Genomic DNA, 25,882 nt, shown 5'->3' on the forward strand with positions numbered 1-25,882 from the left:
AATGAAGTTTATAAAAGAATTTTTTGGGATGAGTCGCTATATTGCATTGGGGACTTTGGATGGAATACTTGCAGTTATGGGCATTGTTTTAACAAGCAGTGGAATTTCAGGATCTGTCAGCCATATGCCTAATTATGTAATAGGATTAACAGGGTTAAGTGGTGGGATAGCATTAGCAATGTCAAATGCCTTTGGATCTTTTTTAGGAGAAAGAGCTGTTGAAACAAGGACACTAAGAGAACTTGAAAAAAAAATGCTGGTGGAAAAAGGAAAATTAGATGGAACTGTAATACATGAACAAGCAAAACATAGGATATATATGAGTGTGTTTGTTCATGGATTTTCAAGCTTTATCGGAGCCTTTGTTCCAGCATTGCCTTTTTTGTTATTAAATGATAGAATTGTAGCTACAATGGTAACACTCTTGTTAAGTATGATATCATTGGGGCTTCTTGGTATTTATCTTGGAGTTGTAGCTAAAGAAAATGTGTTAAAAACCTGTATTGAAGTTTTAGCTCTTGGAACTCTCATAGGTTTGATTGCATCCTTTTTGGGTGCACTTCACTAGTTTTTCCCTGATTCCAATCTTTTTAAATATTTCATCGACATCGACTTCAGTTTTAAAACATCCATCTTTTAATAAAGGCACTCCCTGTGTTACTATCGGCAAATTAGATATTTTCATCATACTTATATTAAGATCTCGGTAACATGCCACTCCAAGAACAGCTTTACATTTATTTTCTTTGAGAATCCTTTTAGCAAATGATGATCCTGGGACTATAAATACTCTATATCCCACTTCTTCTGCTTTTTTCTTTATTAACCCAATTACACAATGACCACAATTTTTACACTCTAAACCATTTTTTGATAATTTTGCCTTACATTTTGGATCTCTTAAACAATGAGGCAATATTAACAATTTATCTTTGTTATCTATTTTTTTAAATTTATTCTCATTGATTTTATTCCTTACTTCAACACCTATTTGATCTATTATATCTTCATTTATTCCACATAATTTAGCAAATTTTTTAAATGCACCATAGAAAACATCTAAAGTAAAAAGAAGTAATTTAGGAAATAAAAGCTTATTTTTTCTTAATAAAATTTTTCCTAAAATGAGACTTAATATTAAAAGTATTAAGAGAGCAATACTGCCAAATATTACTGTTATTCCAATTATTTCATATATTGTCATAATTTATCTTTTTTTATCTTTACATTATTTAAATTTCCCCTAATTTCAACCTCACCATTTTCATTGCCTATTATTGTTATACCAGATAATTCCTCAGTAGAACAAAGTAAATCTTGTTTTGGATGCGTACCTGGAGTTATATTACAATTTAAGCGTATTTGAGGATTAATTGAAACAACCATTTTTAATCTTTTTGAAATTGGATGGTTTGGTGGAAGTACTATTAGAGGTGATTTCAATTCATTGATTAGGTGATACATGCATTTAATACTTCTTTTTCCTTTCTCACTATTTTCAAAAACAGAAAATACAATTAAATATTCTTTACTAGGATATATTACAACTTCTTCATTATTTGGCAAAGCCATGTATATTCTTTTAGAAGTAGGCCTAGCTATACCTACAATGCCATCTCTACCTTCCAAAAATAATATTTCGGAATACCCTAATTTAAACTTCATTTATTCTGAACATTTTACGTTTTCAGATTGACAAGAAGGACATACTATTTTTTTACCTACACCTTTAAAGGTATTTCCACAATCTAAACATTTACATTTTTTTGTTTTTAGTTTACCTAAATCTACATCAATTGTTGGTCCACCTGTACTGCACATTCTTTAACACCTATAATTTTTAATAATTTTTGAATCTCTTAACATTTAATTTTTTTGTTTTTATAAGATATAAGACAACATTTAGAATTACTATGGATGGAAAAGTTATTACAGAAATTAATTATGGAAGATATAATCCACTGAATATTTGTTATACCTCTATGGCTTATAGCATTGATATTAGCATTGATAATCTATAGAATTATCAAAAAAAAGACGAGAAAAGGCTAAAACCAAGAAGTAAACTTATTTTCTTTTTCTAATTTTTTTTGAATATTAAAATAGTATTTTTTATGAATAGTAAACTATATATATGTTTTTGAATATATATTCAAAACGTGATTAAAATGCCAAACGGAAGAGGAAGAGCTGGTGGTGGAAGATTTGGTCCACCAAGAGCTTGTAAATGCCCAGTTTGTGGTAAAGAGTTTCCAAAAGTTCCTGGAAAGCCATGCAGATCTGAAAAATGTCCAGACTGTGGTGTAAGATTAATAGCAGTAGATTAGGAGGTGATAATATATGTACAGAAGATTCTTTAGGGGTTTAAGGTACATAGGTCCTTGCAGATGTGGATTTGGCCCACACGCATTTTATGAAGATGTAAGAGGAAGAATTTACCATGTATCAGAATTGTACCCACGTTATTACCCAGAATTCTACAAAGAAGAAGATATAAAAAGAGAACTTGAAGCATTAAGAGAAGAAAAAAGGTGGATAGAAGAAAAAATAAAAGAACTAGAAAAGAGAATTAAAAAAGAATAAATTACATATCTATCTTTACAGTGACAGATTCTGAAGAACCTCCAAAACCATGCGCAACCATACTATGTCTTCCAGGGCCGCCAGCCACTACTACAATAACATCATCAGGAGAACGAGTAATAGGAACTTCCCCATTTTTTAACCATTTTTTATCAAGTTTTCTTCCACCTCTGTCAGCTAATTCTGCTGGTACTAATGCATTTTCATGTACATATTCTTTTATATCTTCTTTTTCCCATCCATCTTTTTTTATTATTTCTGCATGTTCTGGACCTATTATTAATAATATTTCACCAGGTACATGACTATTATTACATCCTGCTGTTGATGCAGTATGTATTATTGTATCTAACAAATCTTCAGCCTTTTCACTTCTATGATCATTAACATTTTGTGGAGACTCAACGCCAATTACAGTCACAGTATTATCTTTTCTAGAAAATCCTCTTTCTACATGTAAAGGGTCCCAGGGATTTTCTTTTTCATTTTCTGCAAAACAATAACTATATTTTGCTGGTGAACCATGTGTTGCATGATCTCCAATACCAGGAACTGCACCAGCAATGTTTATCAAACATAAACGTATTGCACGACCTACTGTGGCATTTGCAATACTTCCAGGGCCTAAACATCCAACACCTGAATTGAAACCAAGTTTATCACAAATTGGTCCATTCAATATCGCACATATCGCTACAGGATGTGTAGTTGCGTTTATTGCAGGTAAATTAAATTTATCTTTGGACATTGCAATAATAATTGCTTCTAGTATAGGCATATAATTAGGTAGGCATCCTGCCATCACAGCATTTATAGCAATTTTTTCTACAGTTGCTTTACCATACCTGGGTGGCAATACTGCCAATAAATCTTCGGGTTTCCGCTTTGTATGTCTGTAAAATCTTTCAACACGTTCCCTTGTTGGAGGAATTATTGGCAAACCATCAGTATAGTTTTTCTCACAAAAATCCATATTTATCTTCTCTAAAGTATCCATCTCAAACTCTAGATTAAGATCACAAATACATTTCTTCATTTTATCACCAAGTAGTACAATAATATTGATATCCCAACAATCCAACAATAATATGAAAATATTGTAAAGCTTCTTTTTGGAGCAATTTTTAGTATAGTTCTAACTGCAACATATACTGCAATTGCAGTTGCTATAAGCCCACCTAAGTATGCACCTCCCATCAACCAAAATCCTAGAGTTATTTCTTTAAGTTCAACAATTAATGCCCCTAATATTGCAGGTATAGATAATAAGAAACTATATCTGGCAGACAATTCTCTTTTAAGACCTAAAATTAGTCCGACAGATATTGTTGATCCTGAACGTGATATTCCGGGGGTTAAAGCACAAGCCTGAGCTATGCCAATTAGTAAAGCATCTTTAATACCCATATCCTTTGCAGATCTTTTTTTATTCTTAATTCTTTTTCCTACTTCCTCTCCAATATATAAAAGTAGACCAGTAAATATTAACAATAATCCTATGGTAAGTAAGTTAGGGTTACTAAACAACTTTTCAAAAAATTTTTTGGAGGTAGTTCCAAGAATACCTGCTGGAATTACTCCAATTAATATCAACCATGCTAATTTCTTTTCTTCATTTTCTCTAAATTCTTTTCTAAATCTGCCTTTAAATACATCTAAAATACTTTGAATGAAAGCCCTTGTTAATCTTATTATATCATTTTTGAAATAAAAGAATTCAGCTATTACACTACCTATATGTACTACCACAGCAAAAGCAAGCGTCATTTGTATACCTAGGAAGTAAGAGACTAAAATTACATGTGTTTTACTACTAACAGGAAAAAACTCTGTTAATCCTTGTACAATTCCAAGTAGTATTCCATCGAATACATTCATGATATCACCATATTATCTTGTTTGAATTAGGTTATATCTAATCCAGATTCCTCACACCTTTATTTATAATTTTCCCTTTGAGAAAAATATTAAAAAGGTGTATTCATGAAATCAAAAATTAGAGAAGCTATAGATGATTTAATTTTAGATATGGAAATTAGGAACTATTCTGATGGTACGATAAGAACTTACAGCTATATTTTAAATTCATTTCTAAGGTTTATTGAAGATAAAGAAATTAATAAAAAACGTGATTTAATAAAACAAATGAAGAGATACCTGGTTTTACTTAAAAGAAAAAATAGATCTGAGAGATATAGACACCTAGTTGCAGTAGTTTTTAGAAATCTTTTAAAAACTTTAAACATGGATCCTAATAACCTAAAAACACCTAAAGTTCCTAAAAGCATACCTAAATCAATATCAGAAAAAGAAGTAAAACGATTGTTTAAAGCAGCTGAAAAATTGAGAGATAAAGTTATACTAATGCTACTGTATAAAACAGGATTGCGTGTTTCCGAATTAGTTAATTTAAAGTTAAAAGATATAGATTTTACTGATAGAAGTATAAAAGTTCGTGGTAAAGGTAATAAAGAGCGCGTAGTGTTTTTTGATGAAGAATGTAAAACATTGTTGGAGAAATATATTAAAAATAACAGTGTAAACGAAAAGTTAATTGACATATCAGTTAGACAAATACAAAGGATCGTTAAAAAAACTGCAAAAAAAGCTAAAATTAAAAAAAGAGTAACCCCTCATGTTTTGCGCCATAGTTATGCAACTCATTTATTAGAGAAGGGATTAAACATCAGATATATACAAAAACTTCTTGGACATTCAAGTTTAAGTACAACAGAGATCTATACAAAAGTAACTAATAAAAAACTGAAAGAAAAGTATGATAAAATATGGAATAGATAAGTTAAGATGATTTGTATCTCTCTATGGCTAGTTTAATAGCACCCACTACAGGTTCATTCTTTAATAATATGAACTTTGCATCCTTTGCTTCTTCTTTAATTCTCCTTTTCACGACACTTAAAAAAATTTTTGAATTAAACATGCCGCCAGAGAGTACTACCGGGAATTCTTCATTTTTAAAATTCAGTTTTTTAATCACTGTTATAGCCATTTTTGAAACTTCTTCAGCAGCCTTAATCAAAATAGACTTGGAAAAATTATCTCCTTTTTGTGAGAACTGATCAACAAATTTTGAAAGTGATGCGACCTTCTCAATAAAATCCTCACTATAAAATTTTTGATATAAATCCTGACCATTTTTTATTTTTAATTTTCTAAAAATAAAATTCTTTAATTTTAAATTTTTTCTTCTACCATCTAAGCTTTTTGCTATTTCCTCCAAAACCTTTCTACCTACCCAAAATCCAGAACCCTGATCTCCAAATAGCCAATCCCAACCTCCAGAAATTTCTTCTCTTCCTTTTTTCCATCCCATAGATATTGATCCAGTTCCAGCAATTACAACGATTCCATCTTTTCTATCAGTCCCTGCTCTAAATGCTATTATTTGATCACCTTCAACATCTATTGGAAATTCAAATTTTTTCCTAAGATATCTCTTTATTTTTTCCTTTTTTATTTTATTTCTTTCTAATCCACCAGCCAATCCAACAAACCCATAATTAATTTTTTTACTTCTTGATATTTTTGATATTGCTTCTTCTAAATTAGAAATGGCTCTTTTAAATCCTAATTTATTTATATTGCTACCTTTTGTTTTTATTTTTTTCACAATTTTCCCATCTAAATTTGCTAGTGCTACAGTTGTTTTTGTTCCCCCGCCGTCAACACCTATAACATATTCATCTCTCAAAATTAAACTACCTCCTCATAAAAATTTAAAATAAAAATTTAATTAAAAGTTATAGTATCATCAAGTGTAGACTGGTGTGAGAAAACATGTATAGATATGTTGCAGTGGGAGGTACTTTTGATAAGCTCCATATAGGTCATAAGCGGTTGCTTCAAACAGCATTTAAAATTGGGAAGAAAATACTTATTGGAGTAACATCGGATGAATTTGCATCTAAAAAAGGAAGCGACGTGGATCCTTATAATTTAAGGGTAAAAAATTTAAAAAAATTTCTTTCAAAATATAAAGGTAGGTATGAATTAAAAAAATTAAATGATAGGTATGGACCAACTATATATGATGAAAAAATTGATGCAATCGTTGTAAGTAGAGAAACTGAAGCAACAGCACACAAAATCAACAAAATAAGAAAAATAAAAGGAATGAAAAAATTAGATATCATTGTGATAGATATGGTTTTAGCTGAAGATGGGAAACCTATTTCATCAACAAGAATCAGAAAAGGAGAAATTGATAAAGAAGGAAGGTTAAAAAAGGTAAAAGTTGTTGTTGGATCTAAAAATCCTGTAAAAATACAGGCAACAAAAAATATATTTAAAAAGATTTTTAAGGATAGAGAAGTTGTAGTGGATTCTAAGGATGTAAATAGCGGTGTATCTCCACAGCCAATAGGTATAGAAGAAACTATAACTGGAGCCATTAATAGAGCAAAAAATGCATATTCTCAAGAATATAATTTTAGTGTTGGTATAGAAGCTGGTTTAGTTGAAGTTCCAAAAACAATAACAGGTTTTATGGATATTCAGTGGTGTGCAATATATAATGGAGAAAAGGTTACTTTAGGTGCTAGTGCAGGATTTGAGTATCCTCCTTTTGTGATAAAAAAAGTTATGGAAGGTAAAGAAGTTGGTGAAATAATGGAGAAATTTACAGGAATAAAAAATTTAGGAGAAAAAGAAGGAGCTATCAGTTATCTATCCAAAGGCTTGCTAGACAGAGTTGAAAACACAGAACAATGTGTACTTACAGCAATGATACCTTGGATCAATAGAGATTATTATTTATCATCTCCACGATAATTATCCGCCACCTTGTTCTTCAGGGTTTGGAATGTTGTTGATGGGGGTATTATTAATTGGAATATTATCAATTGGATTATCACCTGGAATATTAATAATTTATGTTTTCTATCCTTTCCCTAATGTCAACGAATATTTTTTGTATACCTTCTCCTCCTCCACTTTGTGTAGAACTAAACAATCCCGCCACAAAAAACAAGCCAAATAAAATAACTAACGCAGCTAATACATAAACAACTCCTTTTGCCATAGAAAATACCTCCAATCAATATTAAAAATAAATATTGTTTAGTTCTTTATATAAAATTTTTATGTCGCTAAATTATCGTTTAGCGACAAACTAAAAATCTTAAAGTCGTACATATGAAATTTTTAGAAAGTCTAACAACAAATTTTTATTGTTGATATTTTTTAATGGTTCATGATAATTTTTTGTAATAAAAATTAAGAGGTACAGAACCAATGGTAGTCCGTGAACACAATGTAGTCATAAAAAATCCAAAAAATGTAAGTGTTAGATTTGCAATCTGTTATCCTAATGTCTATAAAGTTGCAATGTCTTCATTAGGATTTCATATATTATACAATCTCTTAAATTCAAGAGAAGATGTTTGGTGCGAAAGAATTATTTATCCTTATTCAAAAAGTCTAGAATCAGGCACTTATCTTAAAGATTTTGATATTGTAAGTTTTACTGTGCAATATGAGGAAGATTATTTTAATGTTCTTAAAATGCTAAAAAGCAGCGGTATAAAGCTTGATAAATCAGAAAGGGATGAAAACGATCCGCTTATTATAGCTGGAGGCCCTTGTTTAACTTCAAACCCATTACCAATGTCAAAATTTATTGATTTATTTGTTATAGGTGAAGGAGAGGAGGTTTTAAATAAAATAGTTGACACTTATTTGGAATTGGAAAATCCAAGAAAAGAAATTGATGTATTTGGAGAAATAGAAGGTGTATATATACCAGATAAACCTGTGAGGAGAGTAATTGTAAAAAATATGGACAAAGCATGTCATCCTATCTATCAAATTGTACCTGAAACTAAGGATAGAAGATTTATACCTGCGCTAGGACATTCGTTTTTACTAGGAGTTTCAAGAGGATGTACACGTGGTTGTAGATTTTGCATGACAGGTTATATATATAGACCAAGACGTGAAACTTCTTTAGGGAAATTAATTAAGATAGCTGAGAGAGGTAGGGAAGTTACTAACTTAAATAAGATATCTTTAATAGGATCTTCAGTTTCTGATTATTCAAAAATTGAAAAATTATGTGAGAGTTTATTTGAAAGAAATTTTAAAATTAGCATGCCTTCTCTTAGAATTGATAGTCTTTCAAATTTTTTAATAAAAATTTTAGCTAAGAGTGGAACAAAAACAATAACACTTGCTCCAGAATCTACGTGGAATGTAAGAAAAATTTTAAATAAAACAATAACAGATGAAAAGGTTTTTGAAGCTGTTCAGAATTCTATAAAGGCTGGATTAAAAATAAAAATGTATTTTTTAGTGGGAGTTCCAGGAGAAGATATTAAAGAAGTTGTTGAATTCATGCAAAAATTGCTTCGTATAGGGAAATATAGGATCAATTTCAGTGTTAATCCATTAATACCAAAGGCCCACACGCCATTTCAATGGGTAAAATTCGATTTCGAAGATATAAATAAAAAAATAAGGTTCATGAAAAAAAAGTTGAGATATAGGGCTAAATTTGGAAATCCAAAATTGGCATTGATTCAATATGTACTTTCAATTGGAGGAAAAGACGTTGGTGAATTATTGGAGAGATCTGTAAAATCCAGAATATCATTCAGGGAATGGATGAAAAAAGCTAAGCCTTGGAATGTAGACGATGAATTGCCCTGGAAAAATATAGATGTTGGTCTGAGAGACGATTTTATTTTGGAGGAATATTACAAAATGAAAAAAGGTGAGATAACTCCTTGGTGTGAAGAAGGAGTGTGTTATGGATGTCAAAAAAAATGTTTGCTAAAAGAATCGAAGAAGTAAAGTTATCAGAAGTTAGGAAGATGTTTGATTTAGCTGAAAAAAAACAAGACATTATAAATCTTGGTATTGGAGAACCTGATTTTGGAATACCACCACATGTTAAAGATGCAATAAAAGATGCTCTTGATGAAGATTTCACACATTATACACCTAACTTGGGAATTTATGAATTAAGAGAAGCAATTGCAAGAAAATTAAAAAAAGAAAATAAAATAAATACTGATGCAGAATCAATAATGGTCACTGCTGGAGCTAGTGAGGCTCTCTACATTCTTATAAATATTTTTGTTGATAATGGAGATGAGGTATTAGTACCAGATCCTGGATTTTTATCTTATGATGCATGTGTAAAACTTGCTGGTGGAAAAACAGTTTCAATACCTTTAAAATCAGAAGAAAATTTTAGGGTAAATCCAGACGTGGTTGAAAATCTTATAACAGATAATACCAAACTTATAATACTTAATTCGCCATCTAATCCTACAGGGAATGTTATGGATAAAGATGATGTAAAGGCGATTGCAGAAATTGCAGAAGATAATGAAATATTTATAATTTCAGATGAAGTTTATGAGAAAATAATATATGAGAAAAAACATTATAGTCCTAGGAAGTATACAGAAAATGCTTTTATTGTAAATAGCTTTTCTAAAACATATGCAATGACAGGATTGCGTGTTGGATATTTTGTTGCTTCTCCAGAAATAATAAACAAAGCATTGAAGATTCATCAATACAACGTTGCATGTGCACCATCAATATCACAAATTGCTGCACTTTCAGCATTAAAGGGTCCACAGAAATATGTTGTAGAGATGGTGGATAAATTTAGAAAGAGGAGAGATTTTATAGTTGAAAGATTAAATGAAATTGGTATTAATTGTAAAAAACCAGAAGGAGCTTTTTATGTATTTCCATATGTTGGAGATGAATTAAATTTCACAAAAAATGCTCTTGATGCTGGTGTTGCAGTTGTACCTGGTAGAACATTTGGTAAATATGGAGCAGGACATGTGAGAATATCATATGCTACTTCTTTAAAAAATATTGAAAAAGCAATGAATAGAATTGAGAAAAAGATGAAAAGATAAGAATGAAGTGGGCCGGCGACGTTGGAGGCTTCCCGCAACTAACGTTGCAGTACCACCTCCAACGCAGGGGGGCTTAACTTCTGAGATCGGAACGGGTTCAGGTGTGGCCCCCCCGCTATGGTCGCCGTACCCTTCTAGGTGCATAGGTAGTTCGTGGATATCACCTGTAGGGAACTGGTCCAAGGTTTTCGGGGTGTTGGGAGCGGCAGGCTAAGCCTCTCGGCTTTCGCCTCGAGGCTTACACCTCCGCCCCATCAAACGCCTCTTTTAGGCGCCCCCTTATGGCTGCCTATTTTCGGGGGGTGCTTCAGGCTTAGATGCTTTCAGCCTTTATCACCCGGCGCGTAGCTGCCCGGCGTCGCCCTGTCGGACGACCGGTACACCAGAGGCGCCGGCGGCCCGTTCCTCTCGTACTAGGGCCACCTTCCCCTCAGGCAGCCAACACCTCCGGTAGATAGCAACCAACCTGTCTCACGACGGTCTAAACCCAGCTCACGTTCCTCTTTAATGGGCGAACAACCCCACCCTTGGGCGCTGCTGCACGCCCAGGGTGAGGAGAGCCGACATCGAAGTAGCAAGCCGCGGGGTCGATGTGGGCTCTTGCCCGCGACCACCCAGTTATCCCCGAGGTAGCTTTTCTGTCATCTCCGGCCCCCATCGAGGAGGCACGGAGGTTCGCTAGGCCCGGCTTTCGCCCCTGCACCCCCTACTGTTAGGGGTGCAGTCAGGCCGGCTTTTGCCCTTACACTCTACGGCGGGTTCCTGACCCGCCTGAGCCGACCTTTGGGCGCCCTTGATATCTTTTCAAGGGCGTGCCGCCCCAGCCAAACTGCCCACCTACTGCTGTCCCCCCTTTCGGGGGTTAGGGGCCCGGCCATGGGAAGGCGGTGTCTCATGGGCGGCTCCACCAGGCCTGGCGACCTGGCTTCGAAGCCTCCCGCCTACGCTGCATACCCATGACCAGACCCCAACAGCAGGCTGCAGTAAAGCTCTACGGGGTCTTCGCTTCCCACCGGAGGTATCTGGCATGTGCACCAGAAAGCGGGTTCACCAGGTCCGGGCTAGGGACAGTGGGGGCCTCGTTCAACCATTCATGCAGGCCGGTACTTATCCGGCAAGGCATTTCGCTACCTTAAGAGGGTTATAGTTACCCCCGCCGTTTACCGGCGCTTCACCCCGTTGAACCGGGGCTTCACGTGCCGGCACTGGGCAGGTGTCACTCCCAGTACTCACCCTTACGGGCTAGCTGGGAGCTATGTTTTTATTAAACAGTCGGGCCCCCCTAGTCACTGCGACCAGCCGCTTCTCGCGGCTGGCACCCCTTCTTCCGAAGGTACGGGGCCAATTTGCCGATTTCCCTTAGCCCGGTTACCCTGACACGCCTTAGCCTTCTCAGCTAGGGGCACCTGTGTCGGTTCTCGGTACGGTGGCCCAGGATCCATAGCTGGCTCCCTTTTCAAGGGCCCCGGGGATCGGCCAGACCGTCCCTTAAGGGACGGCTGTTCAGGCCTTCACCTGGTTCTCCCCATTACGGGACTCCCCAGGCTTCAGCCTTTAAATGGGGCGACAGCCCCACCTGGCCTACCCCGAGGCGTCAGGAGCCAGCCTTTGCGTCGCCGCGTACCTGGGCCGTACAGGAATATTAACCTGTTTCCCTTTCGGCCAGGCCGGGTTACGGCTGGCCTTAGGACCGACTAACCCTGGGCTGACGAACATTGCCCAGGAACCCTAGCCCTTTCGGCGGTAAGGATTCTCACCTTACTTTGCTGCTACTACCGCCAGGATTCTCATTCCCGCCAGGTCCACGGGAGCTCACGCCCCCGCTTCTGCCCTGGCGGGACGCCACCCTACCAGATCACCGCATTTCGCGGTGCTCCGGGGTATCGGCAGCCGGCTTAAACCCCGTCCATTTTCGGCGCCCCCGGCCTCGGTGAGTGAGCTGTTACGCACTCCTTAGAGGATGGCTGCTTCTAAGCCTACCTCCTCACTGTCTGAGGCCGGGGACCACCTTCGCTACTTAGCCGGCATTTAGGGGCCTTAACCCCGGTCTGGGTTGTTCCCCTCTCGGGACACAGGCTTACCCCGTGCCCCTGACTCCGCCCTTCTACGGCGGTGGCGGGTTCGGAGTTTTACAGGGTGCCGAGGGATTTCTCCCCCTGCACACCCAGTAAGTGCTCTACCCCGCCACCTGCCTCCGGGCGGGCTGGCCTGCGAGCCATTTCGGGTGGAACCAGCTGTCACCGGCCTCGATTGGCCTTTCACCCCTAGCCCCGGGTCAGGGGAGCGTTTTGCACTACAACACCCCTTCGGGCCTCCACCACTCGTAAGAGTGGCTTCACCCTGCCCAGGGCTAGATCGGCCGGCTTCGGGTCTCACGGCCGTGACTCCGGGCCCTTTCGGACCCCGCCCCTCGCACATAAAGTGCTGCGGGCATGTCGGTTTCCCTACGACTCCGGGGCGTAAACCCCTTAGCCTCGCCACGGCCGTGAACTCCCTGGCCCGTGTTTCAACACGGACGGCAGGACGCCGATCACCACCCCTCATACTCCCCCGTCGCCGGGGTTTCTTTTGGGGTGGGTCATCTCTTTCGCGCCCTGCCGGATTGTCGCCGCCCGGTTTCAGGCTCTTTTCACTCCCCGTCAGGGGTTCTTTTCAGCTTTCCCTCACGGTACTAGTGCGCTATCGGTCTTGGGACGTATTTAGGATTGGGAGTCGATGCCTCCCAGATTCGCGCCCCATATCCAAGGGACGCTACTCAGGATGGCAACGTTCCCTGCCTGGCTTACGCCTACGGGGCTTTCACCCTCTCCGGCGCCGGCATTCCAGCCGGACTTCGGCTTCACCAGGCAGGGAACATATGTTGCCATCCTGCAACACCACATCCCCCCTGTATCGCTACAGAGGGTTCGGTTTGTCCTGTGCCGCTTTCGGTCGCCCCTACTCACGGCATCGCTTTTGCTTTCTTTTCCTCCCCCTACTAAGATGTTTCAGTTCGGGGGGTTCCCCCTCCTTACGGAGTGACCCTCCTTACGGAGGGCCAGGAGGTCCCATTCGGCGATCCCGGGCTCTACGGCTGCATGCGCCTCACCCGGGCTTATCGCAGCTTGCCACGGCCTTCGTCGGCGCCCAAGCCGAGCCATCCACCGGGCGGCTTAAACCTTGGACCAGTTCCCTACAGTTGGTGTCCACGAACTACCTATGCACCTAGAATCATCTTTGATCATCTAGCTTCACTAGCCATCATAAGATGGCTAGTTGCATGGACCCACCGGGATTTGAACCCGGGGCCTCCGCCTTGCAAGGGCGGCGCTCTCCCAGGCTGAGCTATGGGCCCAAAAATAAAAAAAGGTCCCACGGGTGCTTTTGGTGTCCCAAAGGAATATTATTATTTTAAGGAGGTGATCCAGCCGCAGGTTCCCCTACGGCTACCTTGTTACGACTTCGCCCTCCTCACGGGGCCCGGATTCGACCATGGCCAGAGGCCATGGCCTCATCCGAACCCCGTTTGGGTGGCGTGACGGGCGGTGTGTGCAAGGAGCAGGGACGTATTCACCGCGGGATAGTGACCCGCGATTACTACGCATTCCAGCTTCACGAGGGCGAGTTGCAGCCCTCGATCCGAACTACGGCCGGGTTTATGGGATTACCTCCCCCTTTCGGGGTCGGTACCCATTGTCCCGGCCATTGTAGCCCGCGTGTAGCCCGGGGGTTTCGGGGCATACGGACCTACCGTCGCCCGCACCTTCCTCCAGCTTATCGCTGGCGGTCCCCCTAGTGTGCCCGGCGTCCCTTACGGGACCCGCTGGCAACTAGGGGCGCGGGTCTCGCTCGTTGCCTGACTTAACAGGACGCCTCACGGTACGAGCTGACGGCGGCCATGCACCTCCTCTCGGCTCGTCAGGCAAGGTCATCAACCTGGCCATCATCCTGCCGTCGCCCCCGGTGAGGTGTCCGGCGTTGAATCCAATTAAACCGCAGGCTCCACGCGTTGTGGTGCTCCCCCGCCAATTCCTTTAAGTTTCAGCCTTGCGGCCGTACTCCCCAGGCGGCGGACTTAACGGCTTCCCTTCGGCACTGGGGCAACTCGAGGTTGCCCCAACACCAAGTCCGCATCGTTTACGGCCAGGACTACCCGGGTATCTAATCCGGTTCGCTCCCCTGGCTTTCGTCCCTCACCGTCGGGCCCGTTCCAGCCGGACGCCTTCGCCACAGGTGGTCCCCCCGGGATTACAGGATTTCACCCCTACCCCGGGGGTACCTCCGGCCTCTCCCGGCCCCAAGTCCGGCAGTATCTCCGGCTACTCCCGCAGTTGAGCTGCGGGCTTTCACCGGAGACTTACCGGACCGGCTACGGACGCTTTAGGCCCAATAAACGCGGCCACCACTCGGGCTGCCGGTGTTACCGCGGCGGCTGGCACCGGTCTTGCCCAGCCCTTATTCCCGGAGCTTTTTACACTCCGGAAAAGCCACTCCTTACGGAGTGGCACTGGGGGTCCCCCCGTCGCGCTTTCGCGCATTGCGGAGTTTTCGCGCCTGCTGCGCCCCGTAGGGCCCGGGGCCTTGTCTCAGGCCCCGTCTCCGGGCTCTTGCTCTCACAACCCGTACCGATCGTAGGCTTGGTAGGCCGTTACCCTACCAACTACCTAATCGGCCGCAGACCCATCCTGGGGCGGTCAAAAGACCTTTCGGCGAGGCCCCATTCCAGGAGACCTCGCCTATCCGGGATTAGCCCCAGTTTCCCGGGGTTATCCCGGACCCCAGGGTAGGTTGTCCACGTGTTACTGAGCCGTTCGCCACGGGCACAAGGCCCGTTCGACTTGCATGGCTTAGTCGGACCCCCATAGCAGTGGCCTCCGCCAGGATCAAACGGAGTTGGCGGGGGATTCCTTTGGGACTTTACCAGCACCCGTGGGACCTATGATCAAGCCTGAGTTATTCACTCAGGCTCTCACCAATTTTGTTGCCATGGCTGGAGTGCGATTCTTCATCGAGCCTAAATAGGCACTCCGAATCCACGCCGGTACCATGGCATTACATACCTAGCAACACTATCAATACAAAAAAATTAGAAAATATTGCACGCCGGGGACGGGATTTGAACCCGCGCGATCCTTAACGGATCATCGGCTTAGCAGGCCGACGCCCTACCAGGCTGGGCCACCCCGGCTACTGAAGACATTTGGCAGCGAGGCACGCCCAGGAGTGGACAAGACCACCAGACACCGGTGATCTGAGGGTTAGACTCCACCCCGTTGACCCACAAGCACCATCCGTCTGCGGTAGGGCTGCTCCCTTCCGGGCCTGACCCGTTCCCGCAGCAAAGGCGATTAGGTCCAGCCCTCCAGCTGGACCCTCGCCACCGGTGGCCCTGTGGGACGAGGCTTCATTGTTTAACCCTCAGGCCGATGTCTGGCGGTCTTGCCGCCTCCTGGGCTTCGGCCGCGCCATATAGGGGATTTGCGCTTACAGGGGACCCCTAACCCCCCGGCCTAGCCTCGCTGCCATTTTATATTTTATTTTTCAATCTTATTTAAATTTTTTGATATAATCTTTGTCAACATCTTCTATATGTTTAAACATATTTTTTGTACATTTGATCATTATTGGTTTCAAATTATGAGATAATATAAATTTTTCTATTTCACATATTTCTTCATATCTTCTCCTTGAGTGAATAAATGATCCTACCACTCTTGACTTACATGAATCTACAAATTTCTTCCCTTCTGTCTCCTCTAATATTTCAAGTAATTCATCGATAAGTCCTAATTTATTAGCAACCGAAAAAACTTCTAATAATATTGCAGCAAGACTTTTAGTATATAAACTTCTGAGCATTTTTAATGTTGAGGCTTCCCCAACCTTTGAACCTATAACTTCAATAGGTACTCCAAATTTTTCCAATATTTTAAGTTTATTTGCATTTTTACCTGAACAAATCATTTTAAATTTACGTTTTATTCTTCCAATTATTGCACAATCAACAAATTTTTCCTCATCAATATATTTCAAAATTTTATGTTTTGTTAGAGGTGATACATTATTCACATCTACATATATACCTTTTACATATTTTCCATATTTTTTAGCCACATCTAAAGCTGAAAATGGAGTAACGGCTGAAATAACAATGTCAGAATTTTTTACAAGGTCTTTATAATCTTTGTATATCTTTACTCCAAGTTTTTTTGCAATTTTTTTAGTTTTTTCACTCCTACCTTTAACACATGTTTGTACTTCCACCTTATCCTTAAAAAATTGTGATAAAGTAGAACTTACTTCTCCAAATCCAATAAATCCAATCCTCATGGCCACCACATTACTTCCTTTCTAAAAATTTTTCTAGGGAAGATGCTATAGCTGTAGCATTTGTGTAATATATTGAAGACAATATACCCACAACCTTACCATCTTGTATGACTGGTGAACCACTGTCTCCAGGCACTGGTAATTTTCTTGCTGGAAAAGATAATTTATGAAATGTTTTTCCAATATCTATAATTTTACATGGTTTTTTATGTCCCCTTCTCAATATATATGCAGAACCTAATTTTGGATTTCCAATTTCTGACGTTAAAACAAAATCTGAAGGAATGTTAAAACTAAGCAAGGCGATGTCCAAATTTTTGAAAATCTTTTGTACTTTACCTTTAAATCTGTTTATATATACTTCGCTTCCTTCTTTACATCCACAAATTTTTAATACATGATACGATGTTATGATTTTAAAAGAATTTTTATTTTTAATAATCGCGCCAATTACAGCTTTTATACCTTTACAACAAGACACTAATTCTCCAATTTTTATTTTTCTCAATTTGATCACATCTATCCTTCTTCTATTTTCTTTATGATTTTGTTTAATTTTTCAACTTCTTCATTAATATTAAAAGCTGAAGCGATTCTTTTCATTCCTTCAAAAGTCCTCAAAATATTATCTAACCAATTGAAAATATCTCCAGAATAAGTTTGTATTTTATATTTTGACATGATACTCTTACTAATCTCTATTGGATCCTTACCCTTAAGACGCAAGTTAATAATATATTCTGAAAATTTCTTTTGAGTACAGCCACAAAATGGCCTATATTTACATTTACATGAAATAAAATCCATTTGAAGTCTAATAACAGCCTTTTGTAAATTTTTATCCAAATCAACTATATTTTTACCTTTTGATAATATGTCTAATGTTGAATCAGCAAATAATCTACTTGAGAATTTCACACCTAGGTTATGAATTAATTGTTTATGCAATTGTTTTGAAAGATATGCATTCTCAAATGGATTAATAGTGACTGCAATTTTAACCGCATCTTTCTTTCCAATATTTTTTTCTATATATTTTGCTTCATTTAATTTTAAAAATGACTTAGACACTGCAAAACCATATTCGGTCGGTTTAAATTTTTTCAACAACCCATGTTTTTCAAGTATTTGTACAGCCTCTTTAGAATCTATTGGCCACGAAGCATCGTTTGTAAGATCCTGAGGCTTCTTAACCGATCCAGAAGTTATATCTGCCAATACATGTTCTAAAACATCTTCATCAGTATAATCAACATCAACAGGATCTAGGTTTCCTTCAAGAAGTTCAACAGCTTTAGATTCCTCAGTTTCTCCATTGAAATTCATCCCAATTTCAGCCAAAATATAAACAATGCCCCTATCATGATAGGAAGGTCTTCCAGCTCTTCCAAGCATTTGTTGAAATTCATTATTTTCTATCCATTTATTACCCATCAATAAAGTTTCAAATATTACTTGGGATGCTGGAAAATCAACGCCAGCAGAAAGTGCTGCAGTTGTAACAACAGCTTCTAGATTTTGTGATGCAAATTCTTTTTCAATTTTTTCCCTTTTATGATAAGGCAAACCCGCATGATAAGCCGCAGCCTTTATTCCTTTACTTCTTAAATAATTTGTAATCATTTTTGTTTTCATTCGAGAATTAGTAAAAACTATTGTTTGACCTCTAAATCCTTTTTTTGAAATATTATTATACTCCTTTTTTATTAGTTTAGCAATTATTTCTTTCTTTTCTTCATTATTTTTTAGAAGTATAAGATGTTTTTCTAATGGCACTGGTCTTTTTTCGTATTTAACTAATTTTAATCCAAATTTTTTTGCTATTTCTTCAGCATTTTCTACAGTTGCTGATAAGGCAATTATTTGTGAATTAGGAAATATTTTCATGAATCTTTTAATCATTCCATTTAATCTCGGACCTCTCTCCCTATCTTCAAGCATGTGAATTTCGTCTATAACTATAACTCCAGGATCACCCAGATGTTTTGATTTACCGGATCTAAGTAGAAAATCTATACCTTCATATGTTCCAACGACGATGTCAGCATCCCTGATATCATCTTCATGTATTTTAAGTTCACCCTTTGCTTTTATTCTATTTTTACCAACTTTTATCGCTGTTTTAAGACCTAAACTTGAATATTTGGATTTAAATTCTCTGTATTTTTGGTTTGCAAGGGCAACTAATGGTGTTAAGTAAATAAATTTTTTTCCCTCTAATGCAGATGGGATACCTACAAGCTCACCTATCAATGTTTTACCACTGGCTGTTGCAGAAACAACCATTAAATTTTTTCCTTCAATTAATCCATTTTTTATTGCTAAATATTGTACAGGTAAAAGTTTTCTAATTTTTAAATGATTTAATACAAATTTAAATTTTTTTGGTATATTTAATTCACTAACTTTTAATTCTTTATCTTTTCCACATTCTATTTTATCAATTAATGTAAATTCTGGATTTTCTACAGGATCAAAGGAAGGTTCAAAAATTTTTAATATTTTTTCTACATCCTTTATCCTTTCAAGAATATTTTTTAATTTTTTAATAAGAGATTTATTTGCGCTTATATACCTAAGCTCCATCTTTATTATGTCTTCTGCACACTCCTTACAAATTGCCTGGTTATTGTATTTGTAACTATTTTTTTCTGTGAGAATTGTCACGCGCTTTTCAATTAAACAATGATTACAAACAATCAACTTTTTATACTGTATATTAAAATCATCCAGGAACTTTTCTAGGTTTTTATCACTATTTGCTAAAAAAACTTTATGGCTTCTAAGTAATTTTATTGCCTTTGATGGTGGGTAAGGTTTACTTTTCTTATTTATAATTATAAATCTTTTTATACGTGGACCTGCTGGTGTACTTTTAAATTTTAAATGACCATATAAAATTGGTTCGATTGGGACGTTCTCTTTTGGTTTTTTTACGAGAAATAATTCTATTTTTCTCCTCCTTTTATTTAATATTATCATTGTTTTTCCTCTTTTCTAGCATTTCTGTTGCAATTTTACGAAGTTTAAATTTTTGAACTTTGCCACTAGCCGTCAATGGAAATTTATCCACAAAGAAAACATATTTAGGTGCTTTGTATCGTGCAATATTTTCTTTTGCATAATCTATTACGTCTTCTTCTCTTATGTCAGCTCCATCTTCTTTTATTACAAATGCAGCTACTTCTTCTCCATATTTTTCGTCAGGTACTCCTACAATTTGTACATCTTTAATTCCAGGCATTTTATGGAGAAATTCCTCAATTTCTCTTGGGTAGATATTTTCCCCACCTCTTATTATCATCTCCTTAATCCTTCCAACTATTCTGTAATATCCGTCTTTATCCATCATTGCAAGATCTCCAGTATGTAACCATCCATCTTCATCTATAGCTTCCTTTGTTTCCTTTGGCATCTTATAGTATCCTTTCATTACATTGTATCCTCTACAACATATCTCTCCTACTTCACCAGGTCCAAGTTTTTTTCCTGTCTTTGGATCTACAATTTTAACCTCTATTTCTGGTAGAGGTTTTCCAACAGTTTCAACTCTTTTATCAATAGGATCATCAACACTTGTTTGGGTAATACCTGGAGAAGCTTCAGTTAATCCATATACTATTGTTATTTCTTTCATGTGCATTTTTTCAATGACTTTTTTCATCAATTCTTTCGGACAGGGAGCTCCAGCCATGATTCCAGTTCTAAGAGATGATAAATCAAACATGTCAAACATAGGATGTGATAATTCTGAAATGAACATAGTTGGAACTCCATAAAGAGCAGTACATTTTTCTTTTTCCACTGCAGCCAAAACAAGTAAAGGATCAAAATATTCAAGCATCACTAAAGTTCCACCATGCGTTAGAATTGCAAGTAAACCAAGGACAATACCAAAACAATGAAACATTGGCACTGGAAGACACAATTTATCTTTTTCAGTGAATTTTTGTCTTTCACCTATATAATAACCATTATTAAGTATGTTCCTATGAGTCAACATGACGCCTTTTGGGAATCCTGTTGTCCCTGATGTATATTGTATATTTACAACATCATCATTTTTCACTTGCTTTTTAGCTTTTTCAAGTTTTTCATCTGGAACATGTTTTCCTAAAAGCATTAATTCATGTGTATTATACATGCCTCTGTGTTTTTCTGCACCAATATATATTACATGTTTGAGTTTTGGGAAGTTTTTACTTTTTAGTTTTCCTCTTTCATATTTTTTGAGTTCTGGAACTAACTCATATATGGTTTTAAGATAATTAACATCTCTAAAACCTTCTATCAATGCAATTGCTTTCATATCAGATTGTTTCATTACATATTTTAATTCATCTTTTTTATAGGCAGTGTTAATAGTTACTAAAACCCCTCCTATCTTAGACGCCGCAAAGAAGAATGTTAGCCAATCCGGTACATTTGTAGCCCATATACCTATATGGTCTCCTTTTTTTAATCCTATATGTAACAATCCTTTTGCTAGAAGATCTACTCTTTCATTAAATTCTTTATATGTAAATCTTAAATTACGATCGGGATAAACTATGAAATCTTTGTTAGGATATTTCTTGGCTTGTTCTTCTAAAAATTCATGTATTGTTTTTTCGGTAAAAACCATAACAGTCACCTAATGTCAAGTAACATGTTTAAAAAGGCGTGTAAAGTACTGCAAGTATTTTAGCAGGTTTATTGCCTGCAGAATGTACATGATGAGGTACTATTGAATCATAATAAATACTGTCACCTTCGGATAACCTATATTTATTTTTTCCATAAATTACTTCTATTTCACCATTTAAAACATAAATAAATTCTTCACCTTCGTGCGATGATAATTTAAAATTCTTAGGTGGTAAATCAACATAGATAACAAAAGGTTCCATATGTCTATCTGCCTTCCCCATACCTAATGAGTGAAATTCTAAATGTGATTTATCAACTCTATCTTCTTCTCCAGAAAAATGCATTACTTTTGAGCTTTTGCCTTTTCTTACTATTATTGGTCCTTCCTGTATTTCATCATCTAAAAATGTGCCAAGTCTAACACCTAATGCTCTTGATATCTTAATTAATGGTGATAAAGATGGCAGAATATTTCCTTCTTCAATTTCTTTTATAAGTTTTTTATTAACTCCTGCACTTTTTGAAAGTTCAGAAATGCTCATTCCTCTATCTTTTCGAATTTTTTTTATTTTTTCGCCAACTGTACTCATTCCAAAACACCTCATTACATAAGATAGAAATAACTCATTTAAAACTATTTGAAATTTCAACAGCTTTCTTTGCAGCTTTTTCAAGAGAAGTTTCAAAAGGTATTCCAGCATTTTTTAAAATTTCATGTCCTTTTCTTTGATTAGTCCCTGTAAGACGTATAACAATTGGTATATCTCTATCTAATTCATTTGATGCTTTTACAATTCCTTTTGCAACTTCATCTGCTCTTGTTATCCCACCTAATATATTAACAAAAATTACTTTAACATTTGAAAGAGATGAAACAAAATTTAAAGCTTTTTCAATGACTTCTGAGGATGCACCTCCTCCGATATCAAGAAAAGTAGCTGGTTTTCCCCCATATAAACTTATTATGTCCATAGCAGCTAAAGTCAAACCAGCTCCATTACCAATAACAGCAATATCTCCATCTAATTTTGTGAATGCAAATTCTCTTTCTTTATATTCTTCTAAATTTTGTATTTCAGGATGTCTATAAACTCCATCATAATCTAAATCAATTTTTGCATCTAGAGCTATAACTTTGTTGTCTGGAGTTATAGCCAATGGATTTATTTCCACAAGTTTAGCATCATATTTTTTAAATAGTTTGTAAGTTTTCCATATGATATTTCCAACCTTGGGTATCAAATTACTTTCTAGACCCATTTTACGTGCTATTTCTCTACCTTCATATGGCATGAATTTATCAAGAGGATTGACATGATATTTTACTATAGAATTCTCCCTTACTTTTTCTTCAACATCTACGCCACCATGAACACTACCCATAATTAAAGGTTTTTTAGCTGCACGATCAATAATTACACTAATGTACAATTCTTCCTTTATATCTATTTTTTCTTCAATTAAAATCTTTTTTACTTTTTCTCCTTTAATTTTGGTATTAAATAATGATTTAGATAAATCATAGGCATTTTTTGGTGATGAAGCAAATTTTATACCGCCTGATTTACCTCTTCCACCAACCAAAACCTGTGCTTTTAAAGCTACTGGAGCATTTATTTTTTTAGATGCTTCATAAACTTCATCAGGATTTTTTGCTACGTAACCTTCTGGTATTGGTATTCCTTCCATTTTAAATAATTTTTTAGCGTTGTACTCGTACAGTTTCATTTTTTGCCACCTTCATACCCTCATTAAATGCTTTTATATTTTTTTCTTCCGTGTTTGGTGGTACAGAATCAATTATAGCCTTTTTTGCAGCTTTTTTACTTACAATATTAGTTAAGGATGTAAGTGCACCTACCATGACCATATTGGCTACGATGGGTAATCCTATCTTTTTTTCGGCTAACTTTGTTGCTGGAATTTTGAATAATTTTACATCATTTCTAATATTGGAGGGTTTAACAAGATCTGAATCAATTATTACTATACCTTTTGGTTTTAAATCGTTTATATATGTTGAAAATGCTTCATTAGACATTGCAACAAAAATATCTGGATTTTGTACCTTTGGGTAGTCTATTTCTTTATCACTAATAACTACTTCAGATCTAGATGCTCCACCTCTGGCTTCTGGCCCATAGGATTGTGTTTGTACAGCATACATATTGTCATATAATGCAGCTGCTCTTCCAAGTACTATACCAGCCAAAATTATACCCTGACCACCAAAACCTGCAAATCTTACTTCTATTCTCAATCTGATCCCTCATAAGCTGACTTTATTGTGTTTATTTTCCCATATTTCTTTTCAATGAGTTTATACATTTCAGTAGAAAATTCTTTCAGTTTTCGATTTACAAATTCTCCAACTATAATCTTACCCTTAAGTTCATCTTTATCCATTTTTTCTGCTTTTCTTATATTTATACTGTTTTTTTTCATCCATTTTAGCATTTCAACCGCAGATTTCATGTTATTCATTCTTCCATAATAAGTTGGGCATTGTGAAACAACTTCTATAAAGGAGAAGCCTTTATTTTTAAGACCTCTTTTAATTGATTTTGTTAATTGTAAAACATGATAAGTTGTCCACCTTGCAACATAACTTGCACCAGAGGATTTAACTAACTTCACAAGATCAAATGGATTTTCAATTACACCATATGGAGCTGTAGTTCCATAACTACCTCTTGGAGATGTAGGACTTACTTGACCTCCAGTCATTCCATAAATGCTGTTATTGATGCAAATAACAGTCATGTCAATATTTCTTCTTGCTCCATGGATGAGATGGTTCCCACCAATAGCTGCAGCATCTCCATCTCCAGTAAATACCACTACGTTTAACTTTGGATTTCCTAATTTAATCCCTGTTGCAAATGCTATAGGCCTTCCGTGAGTTGTATGTAAAGAATCACATTTTATATAACCAGGTATTCTTGATGAACATCCAATTCCAGATACAAGTACAGTATTTTTAAATTCAATTTTGGCCATTTCCATAGCTTTTAGGAATGTATTGATTACAATTCCATTGCCGCAACCTGAACAAAAAATATGTGGAAGTCTGTCTTCTCTTAAATATTTTAAAAAAGCATTTTTCATCTTAAAATCCTCCTAATCTCTGAAAGAATTTCCACAGGTTTATGTAATTCACCACCAATTTTTGGAAGTAAATACACATTTGCTTTACCTTTCACAGCTCTTTGAACCTCATAAAACATTTGTCCAAGATTCATTTCAACAACAAGAATATTTTTTGCAGTGTCTGCTAATTCAGATATTTTTTCATCTGGAAATGGCCATGGCGTGTCTAATTTTACATATCCAACTTTATAACCTTCTTTCCTTCCCAGTTTAACAGCACTTATTACTGATCTAACAGGAGCTCCATATGAAATCACTATTAAATCAGCATCATTACAGTATTCTTCTTTAATATGGATAATTTTATTTTTATTTTTCAATATTTTATTACAGAGTCTTTTAACAAGTTTTTCATGTGTTTCTGGATTTGAAGCATCAGGATATCCTTTTTCATTGTGTGTAAGGCCGGTTACATGTATTTGATAATTTTCCCCAAAAGGAGGCATTGGAGGGGTTCCATCAGGCGGCGCTTTAAAAAAATCTGTTTTTTCTTTGGGTCTTTTCCTTTTTACAACGTTTATTTTTTCAGGTATTACTACTTTCTCACGCATATGGCCTATTATTTCATCGCTAAGAATTATTACGGGTACTCTATATTTTTCCGAAAAATTAAAAGCTTTAATCATAAAATCAAAACATTCTTGAACTGATGAAGGTGAAAGAGCTATTATTTCATAATCACCATGTGAACCCCATCTTGCTTGCATCATATCACTTTGGGAGGCCATTGTAGGCTGCCCTGTAGATGGTGAACCTCTTTGAACATCTACGATGACTACTGGAGTTTCTGTCATTACAGCATAACCTATATGTTCCTGCATCAAAGAAAATCCAGGACCAGAGGTTGCTGTCATTGCTTTTAGGCCGCTCCAAACTGCTCCAATCGCTGCAGCTAAAGCACCTATTTCATCTTCCATCTGTATAAATATCCCACCATATTTTGGCAATAATTTTGCCATTTTTTCGGCTATTTCTGTGGAAGGCGTAATAGGATATCCTGCAAAAAATCTACATCCTGCTTTAATGGCACCAATTGCAAAACTTTCATTTCCTTGAATAAATAACTCTTTACTCATTTTTATTCACCGAAATAGCTTGATCAGGGCACATTAAGACACATATATTGCATTTTGTACACCTTTCAGGACTTTTAGGTAGTGGTACATGTACTCCTTTTTCATTAATCTCTTTTGACATTTCAAATACATTACGAGGACAAAATTCGATACATATGCCACATCCTTTACATAATTTTTCATTAATGGCTATCATGTTTTCTAAATTTTAGATTTCAATATAAAAAATTTTAT

General features: G+C 37.2%; 24 protein-coding genes, 2 tRNA genes, 3 rRNA genes and 1 other RNA gene. 7 read left to right on the top strand and 23 right to left on the bottom strand.

Features of this window, described 5'->3' with window-relative positions; all coding sequences use genetic code 11:
* Position 1 precedes the first annotated feature (1 nt).
* Entirely contained in the window at positions 2-568 is a 567-nt protein-coding gene (locus ACZ5LY_RS05370; protein ID WP_013413096.1) for a TIGR00267 family protein, read from the top strand.
* Here the strand turns inward: ACZ5LY_RS05370 and ACZ5LY_RS05375 are convergent.
* Genes ACZ5LY_RS05375 through ACZ5LY_RS05385 form a run of 3 tightly spaced genes read right to left on the bottom strand, consistent with a single transcriptional unit; the run spans position 512 to position 1,821 of the window.
* Positions 512-1,204, bottom strand: a complete 693-nt coding sequence (locus tag ACZ5LY_RS05375) for a DUF116 domain-containing protein (RefSeq protein ID WP_464577284.1) — start codon at positions 1,202-1,204, stop codon at positions 512-514. The two genes, ACZ5LY_RS05370 and ACZ5LY_RS05375, sit on opposite strands and share 57 nt — an antisense overlap.
* On the bottom strand, positions 1,201-1,665 hold the full coding sequence (locus tag ACZ5LY_RS05380; protein ID WP_464577286.1) for a hypothetical protein: 465 nt from the start codon (positions 1,663-1,665) through the stop codon (positions 1,201-1,203). The genes ACZ5LY_RS05375 and ACZ5LY_RS05380 overlap by 4 nt, the downstream gene beginning before the upstream one ends.
* Positions 1,666-1,821 (bottom strand): hypothetical protein, encoded by a 156-nt coding sequence (locus ACZ5LY_RS05385; RefSeq protein ID WP_013413099.1) that lies wholly within the window; start codon positions 1,819-1,821, stop codon positions 1,666-1,668.
* Between the two features lie 347 nt (positions 1,822-2,168).
* On the opposite strand from ACZ5LY_RS05385, the gene ACZ5LY_RS05390 reads away from it, so the two are divergent.
* Both ACZ5LY_RS05390 and ACZ5LY_RS05395 read left to right on the top strand, forming a co-directional pair.
* Positions 2,169-2,327, top strand: a complete 159-nt coding sequence (locus ACZ5LY_RS05390; RefSeq protein ID WP_187286186.1) for a hypothetical protein — start codon at positions 2,169-2,171, stop codon at positions 2,325-2,327.
* 13 nt (positions 2,328-2,340) lie between these two features.
* The gene (locus ACZ5LY_RS05395; protein ID WP_013413100.1) at positions 2,341-2,583 is read left to right on the top strand and encodes a DUF5320 domain-containing protein; all 243 of its coding nucleotides are present in this window, start codon (positions 2,341-2,343) and stop codon (positions 2,581-2,583) included.
* Between the two features lies 1 nt (position 2,584).
* Here the strand turns inward: ACZ5LY_RS05395 and ACZ5LY_RS05400 are convergent, their stop codons facing one another.
* Together ACZ5LY_RS05400 and ACZ5LY_RS05405 are read right to left on the bottom strand one after the other, a co-directional pair.
* Positions 2,585-3,619 carry a hypothetical protein gene (locus ACZ5LY_RS05400; protein WP_464577289.1) on the bottom strand — a complete coding sequence of 345 codons (1,035 nt, stop codon included), beginning with the start codon at positions 3,617-3,619 and terminating at the stop codon, positions 2,585-2,587.
* A complete protein-coding gene (locus ACZ5LY_RS05405) occupies positions 3,616-4,461 on the bottom strand; it encodes an undecaprenyl-diphosphate phosphatase (protein WP_013413102.1) in 846 nt (281 codons plus the stop codon). The genes ACZ5LY_RS05400 and ACZ5LY_RS05405 overlap by 4 nt, the downstream gene beginning before the upstream one ends.
* Positions 4,462-4,566: 105 nt before the next feature.
* On the opposite strand from ACZ5LY_RS05405, the gene xerA reads away from it, so the two are divergent.
* The gene (gene xerA / locus ACZ5LY_RS05410) at positions 4,567-5,382 is read left to right on the top strand and encodes a site-specific tyrosine recombinase/integron integrase (protein WP_013413103.1); all 816 of its coding nucleotides are present in this window, start codon (positions 4,567-4,569) and stop codon (positions 5,380-5,382) included.
* A gap of 1 nt (position 5,383) precedes the next feature.
* On the opposite strand, the gene ACZ5LY_RS05415 is transcribed toward xerA, so the two are convergent.
* Entirely contained in the window at positions 5,384-6,295 is a 912-nt protein-coding gene (locus ACZ5LY_RS05415) for a BadF/BadG/BcrA/BcrD ATPase family protein (RefSeq protein WP_464577291.1), read from the bottom strand.
* A gap of 86 nt (positions 6,296-6,381) precedes the next feature.
* On the opposite strand from ACZ5LY_RS05415, the gene yjjX reads away from it, so the two are divergent.
* Positions 6,382-7,374 (top strand): inosine/xanthosine triphosphatase, encoded by a 993-nt coding sequence (gene yjjX / locus ACZ5LY_RS05420; RefSeq protein ID WP_464577293.1) that lies wholly within the window; start codon positions 6,382-6,384, stop codon positions 7,372-7,374.
* A gap of 91 nt (positions 7,375-7,465) precedes the next feature.
* Here the strand turns inward: yjjX and ACZ5LY_RS05425 are convergent, their stop codons facing one another.
* Entirely contained in the window at positions 7,466-7,624 is a 159-nt protein-coding gene (locus tag ACZ5LY_RS05425) for a hypothetical protein (protein ID WP_464577295.1), read from the bottom strand.
* Positions 7,625-7,836: 212 nt separating this feature from the next.
* On the opposite strand from ACZ5LY_RS05425, the gene ACZ5LY_RS05430 reads away from it, so the two are divergent.
* Positions 7,837-9,393, top strand: coding sequence for a radical SAM protein (locus ACZ5LY_RS05430; RefSeq protein WP_464577297.1), 1,557 nt, complete (start codon positions 7,837-7,839; stop codon positions 9,391-9,393).
* Positions 9,354-10,484: a pyridoxal phosphate-dependent aminotransferase gene (locus ACZ5LY_RS05435; protein ID WP_464577299.1), complete on the top strand. Its 1,131-nt coding sequence runs from the start codon at positions 9,354-9,356 to the stop codon at positions 10,482-10,484. The genes ACZ5LY_RS05430 and ACZ5LY_RS05435 overlap by 40 nt, the downstream gene beginning before the upstream one ends.
* A 10-nt stretch (positions 10,485-10,494) precedes the next feature.
* Here ACZ5LY_RS05435 and rrf read toward each other — a convergent pair.
* The 16 genes from rrf to ACZ5LY_RS05515 form a co-directional block, all read right to left on the bottom strand.
* A 5S ribosomal RNA gene (gene rrf, locus ACZ5LY_RS05440) occupies positions 10,495-10,613 on the bottom strand.
* A gap of 47 nt (positions 10,614-10,660) precedes the next feature.
* Positions 10,661-13,650: ribosomal RNA gene (locus ACZ5LY_RS05445) — 23S ribosomal RNA — on the bottom strand.
* Between the two features lie 94 nt (positions 13,651-13,744).
* Positions 13,745-13,818, bottom strand: a tRNA-Ala gene (locus ACZ5LY_RS05450).
* 59 nt (positions 13,819-13,877) lie between these two features.
* A 16S ribosomal RNA gene (locus tag ACZ5LY_RS05455) occupies positions 13,878-15,357 on the bottom strand.
* The 16S, 23S and 5S rRNA genes sit together here with 2 tRNA genes alongside, the layout of an rRNA operon.
* A gap of 207 nt (positions 15,358-15,564) precedes the next feature.
* Positions 15,565-15,651, bottom strand: a tRNA-Ser gene (locus ACZ5LY_RS05460).
* 17 nt (positions 15,652-15,668) lie between these two features.
* Positions 15,669-15,984, bottom strand: an RNA gene (ffs, locus tag ACZ5LY_RS05465) — signal recognition particle sRNA.
* A 26-nt stretch (positions 15,985-16,010) separates the two neighbouring features.
* A complete protein-coding gene (locus tag ACZ5LY_RS05470; RefSeq protein WP_464577301.1) occupies positions 16,011-16,793 on the bottom strand; it encodes a DUF1932 domain-containing protein in 783 nt (260 codons plus the stop codon).
* Positions 16,794-16,803: 10 nt separating this feature from the next.
* Positions 16,804-17,301: a S1 family peptidase gene (locus ACZ5LY_RS05475; RefSeq protein WP_187286188.1), complete on the bottom strand. Its 498-nt coding sequence runs from the start codon at positions 17,299-17,301 to the stop codon at positions 16,804-16,806.
* An 11-nt stretch (positions 17,302-17,312) separates the two neighbouring features.
* On the bottom strand, positions 17,313-19,775 hold the full coding sequence (locus tag ACZ5LY_RS05480) for a DUF5814 domain-containing protein (RefSeq protein ID WP_464577303.1): 2,463 nt from the start codon (positions 19,773-19,775) through the stop codon (positions 17,313-17,315).
* The gene (locus ACZ5LY_RS05485) at positions 19,759-21,417 is read right to left on the bottom strand and encodes an AMP-binding protein (protein WP_464577306.1); all 1,659 of its coding nucleotides are present in this window, start codon (positions 21,415-21,417) and stop codon (positions 19,759-19,761) included. Before ACZ5LY_RS05485 ends, ACZ5LY_RS05480 begins: the two co-directional genes overlap by 17 nt.
* Before the next feature lie 28 nt (positions 21,418-21,445).
* Positions 21,446-22,012, bottom strand: coding sequence for a helix-turn-helix domain-containing protein (locus ACZ5LY_RS05490; protein ID WP_464577308.1), 567 nt, complete (start codon positions 22,010-22,012; stop codon positions 21,446-21,448).
* Positions 22,013-22,046: 34 nt separating this feature from the next.
* The gene (sucC, locus tag ACZ5LY_RS05495; RefSeq protein WP_013413114.1) at positions 22,047-23,150 is read right to left on the bottom strand and encodes an ADP-forming succinate--CoA ligase subunit beta; all 1,104 of its coding nucleotides are present in this window, start codon (positions 23,148-23,150) and stop codon (positions 22,047-22,049) included.
* Positions 23,125-23,682: a 2-oxoacid:ferredoxin oxidoreductase subunit gamma gene (locus ACZ5LY_RS05500; RefSeq protein ID WP_464577310.1), complete on the bottom strand. Its 558-nt coding sequence runs from the start codon at positions 23,680-23,682 to the stop codon at positions 23,125-23,127. The genes sucC and ACZ5LY_RS05500 overlap by 26 nt, the downstream gene beginning before the upstream one ends.
* Positions 23,679-24,530 (bottom strand): 2-oxoacid:ferredoxin oxidoreductase subunit beta, encoded by an 852-nt coding sequence (locus tag ACZ5LY_RS05505; RefSeq protein ID WP_464577312.1) that lies wholly within the window; start codon positions 24,528-24,530, stop codon positions 23,679-23,681. The genes ACZ5LY_RS05500 and ACZ5LY_RS05505 overlap by 4 nt, the downstream gene beginning before the upstream one ends.
* Positions 24,527-25,648: a 2-oxoacid:acceptor oxidoreductase subunit alpha gene (locus ACZ5LY_RS05510; protein ID WP_464577314.1), complete on the bottom strand. Its 1,122-nt coding sequence runs from the start codon at positions 25,646-25,648 to the stop codon at positions 24,527-24,529. The genes ACZ5LY_RS05505 and ACZ5LY_RS05510 overlap by 4 nt, the downstream gene beginning before the upstream one ends.
* Entirely contained in the window at positions 25,641-25,844 is a 204-nt protein-coding gene (locus ACZ5LY_RS05515) for a 4Fe-4S dicluster domain-containing protein (RefSeq protein ID WP_013413118.1), read from the bottom strand. The genes ACZ5LY_RS05510 and ACZ5LY_RS05515 overlap by 8 nt, the downstream gene beginning before the upstream one ends.
* Positions 25,845-25,882 lie beyond the last annotated feature (38 nt).

It is taken from the genome of Methanothermus sociabilis (genome assembly GCF_055392295.1).

What these genes read in the sequence shown, in the direction of transcription:
- ACZ5LY_RS05430 (WP_464577297.1), top strand. Translation starts at nt 7,837, where the DNA reads ATGGTAGTCCGTGAACACAATGTAGTCATAAAAAATCCAAAAAATGTA.
- ACZ5LY_RS05515 (WP_013413118.1), bottom strand. Translation starts at nt 25,844, where the DNA reads ATGATAGCCATTAATGAAAAATTATGTAAAGGATGTGGCATATGTATC.
- ACZ5LY_RS05390 (WP_187286186.1), top strand. Translation starts at nt 2,169, where the DNA reads ATGCCAAACGGAAGAGGAAGAGCTGGTGGTGGAAGATTTGGTCCACCA.
- ACZ5LY_RS05405 (WP_013413102.1), bottom strand. Translation starts at nt 4,461, where the DNA reads ATGAATGTATTCGATGGAATACTACTTGGAATTGTACAAGGATTAACA.
- ACZ5LY_RS05435 (WP_464577299.1), top strand. Translation starts at nt 9,354, where the DNA reads ATGTCAAAAAAAATGTTTGCTAAAAGAATCGAAGAAGTAAAGTTATCA.
- ACZ5LY_RS05485 (WP_464577306.1), bottom strand. Translation starts at nt 21,417, where the DNA reads ATGGTTTTTACCGAAAAAACAATACATGAATTTTTAGAAGAACAAGCC.
- sucC (WP_013413114.1), bottom strand. Translation starts at nt 23,150, where the DNA reads ATGAAACTGTACGAGTACAACGCTAAAAAATTATTTAAAATGGAAGGA.
- ACZ5LY_RS05480 (WP_464577303.1), bottom strand. Translation starts at nt 19,775, where the DNA reads ATGATAATATTAAATAAAAGGAGGAGAAAAATAGAATTATTTCTCGTA.
- ACZ5LY_RS05470 (WP_464577301.1), bottom strand. Translation starts at nt 16,793, where the DNA reads ATGAGGATTGGATTTATTGGATTTGGAGAAGTAAGTTCTACTTTATCA.
- ACZ5LY_RS05375 (WP_464577284.1), bottom strand. Translation starts at nt 1,204, where the DNA reads ATGACAATATATGAAATAATTGGAATAACAGTAATATTTGGCAGTATT.
- ACZ5LY_RS05505 (WP_464577312.1), bottom strand. Translation starts at nt 24,530, where the DNA reads ATGAAAAATGCTTTTTTAAAATATTTAAGAGAAGACAGACTTCCACAT.
- ACZ5LY_RS05370 (WP_013413096.1), top strand. Translation starts at nt 2, where the DNA reads ATGAAGTTTATAAAAGAATTTTTTGGGATGAGTCGCTATATTGCATTG.
- ACZ5LY_RS05510 (WP_464577314.1), bottom strand. Translation starts at nt 25,648, where the DNA reads ATGAGTAAAGAGTTATTTATTCAAGGAAATGAAAGTTTTGCAATTGGT.
- yjjX (WP_464577293.1), top strand. Translation starts at nt 6,382, where the DNA reads ATGTATAGATATGTTGCAGTGGGAGGTACTTTTGATAAGCTCCATATA.
- xerA (WP_013413103.1), top strand. Translation starts at nt 4,567, where the DNA reads ATGAAATCAAAAATTAGAGAAGCTATAGATGATTTAATTTTAGATATG.
- ACZ5LY_RS05400 (WP_464577289.1), bottom strand. Translation starts at nt 3,619, where the DNA reads ATGAAGAAATGTATTTGTGATCTTAATCTAGAGTTTGAGATGGATACT.
- ACZ5LY_RS05385 (WP_013413099.1), bottom strand. Translation starts at nt 1,821, where the DNA reads ATGTGCAGTACAGGTGGACCAACAATTGATGTAGATTTAGGTAAACTA.
- ACZ5LY_RS05425 (WP_464577295.1), bottom strand. Translation starts at nt 7,624, where the DNA reads ATGGCAAAAGGAGTTGTTTATGTATTAGCTGCGTTAGTTATTTTATTT.
- ACZ5LY_RS05490 (WP_464577308.1), bottom strand. Translation starts at nt 22,012, where the DNA reads ATGAGTACAGTTGGCGAAAAAATAAAAAAAATTCGAAAAGATAGAGGA.
- ACZ5LY_RS05395 (WP_013413100.1), top strand. Translation starts at nt 2,341, where the DNA reads ATGTACAGAAGATTCTTTAGGGGTTTAAGGTACATAGGTCCTTGCAGA.
- ACZ5LY_RS05380 (WP_464577286.1), bottom strand. Translation starts at nt 1,665, where the DNA reads ATGAAGTTTAAATTAGGGTATTCCGAAATATTATTTTTGGAAGGTAGA.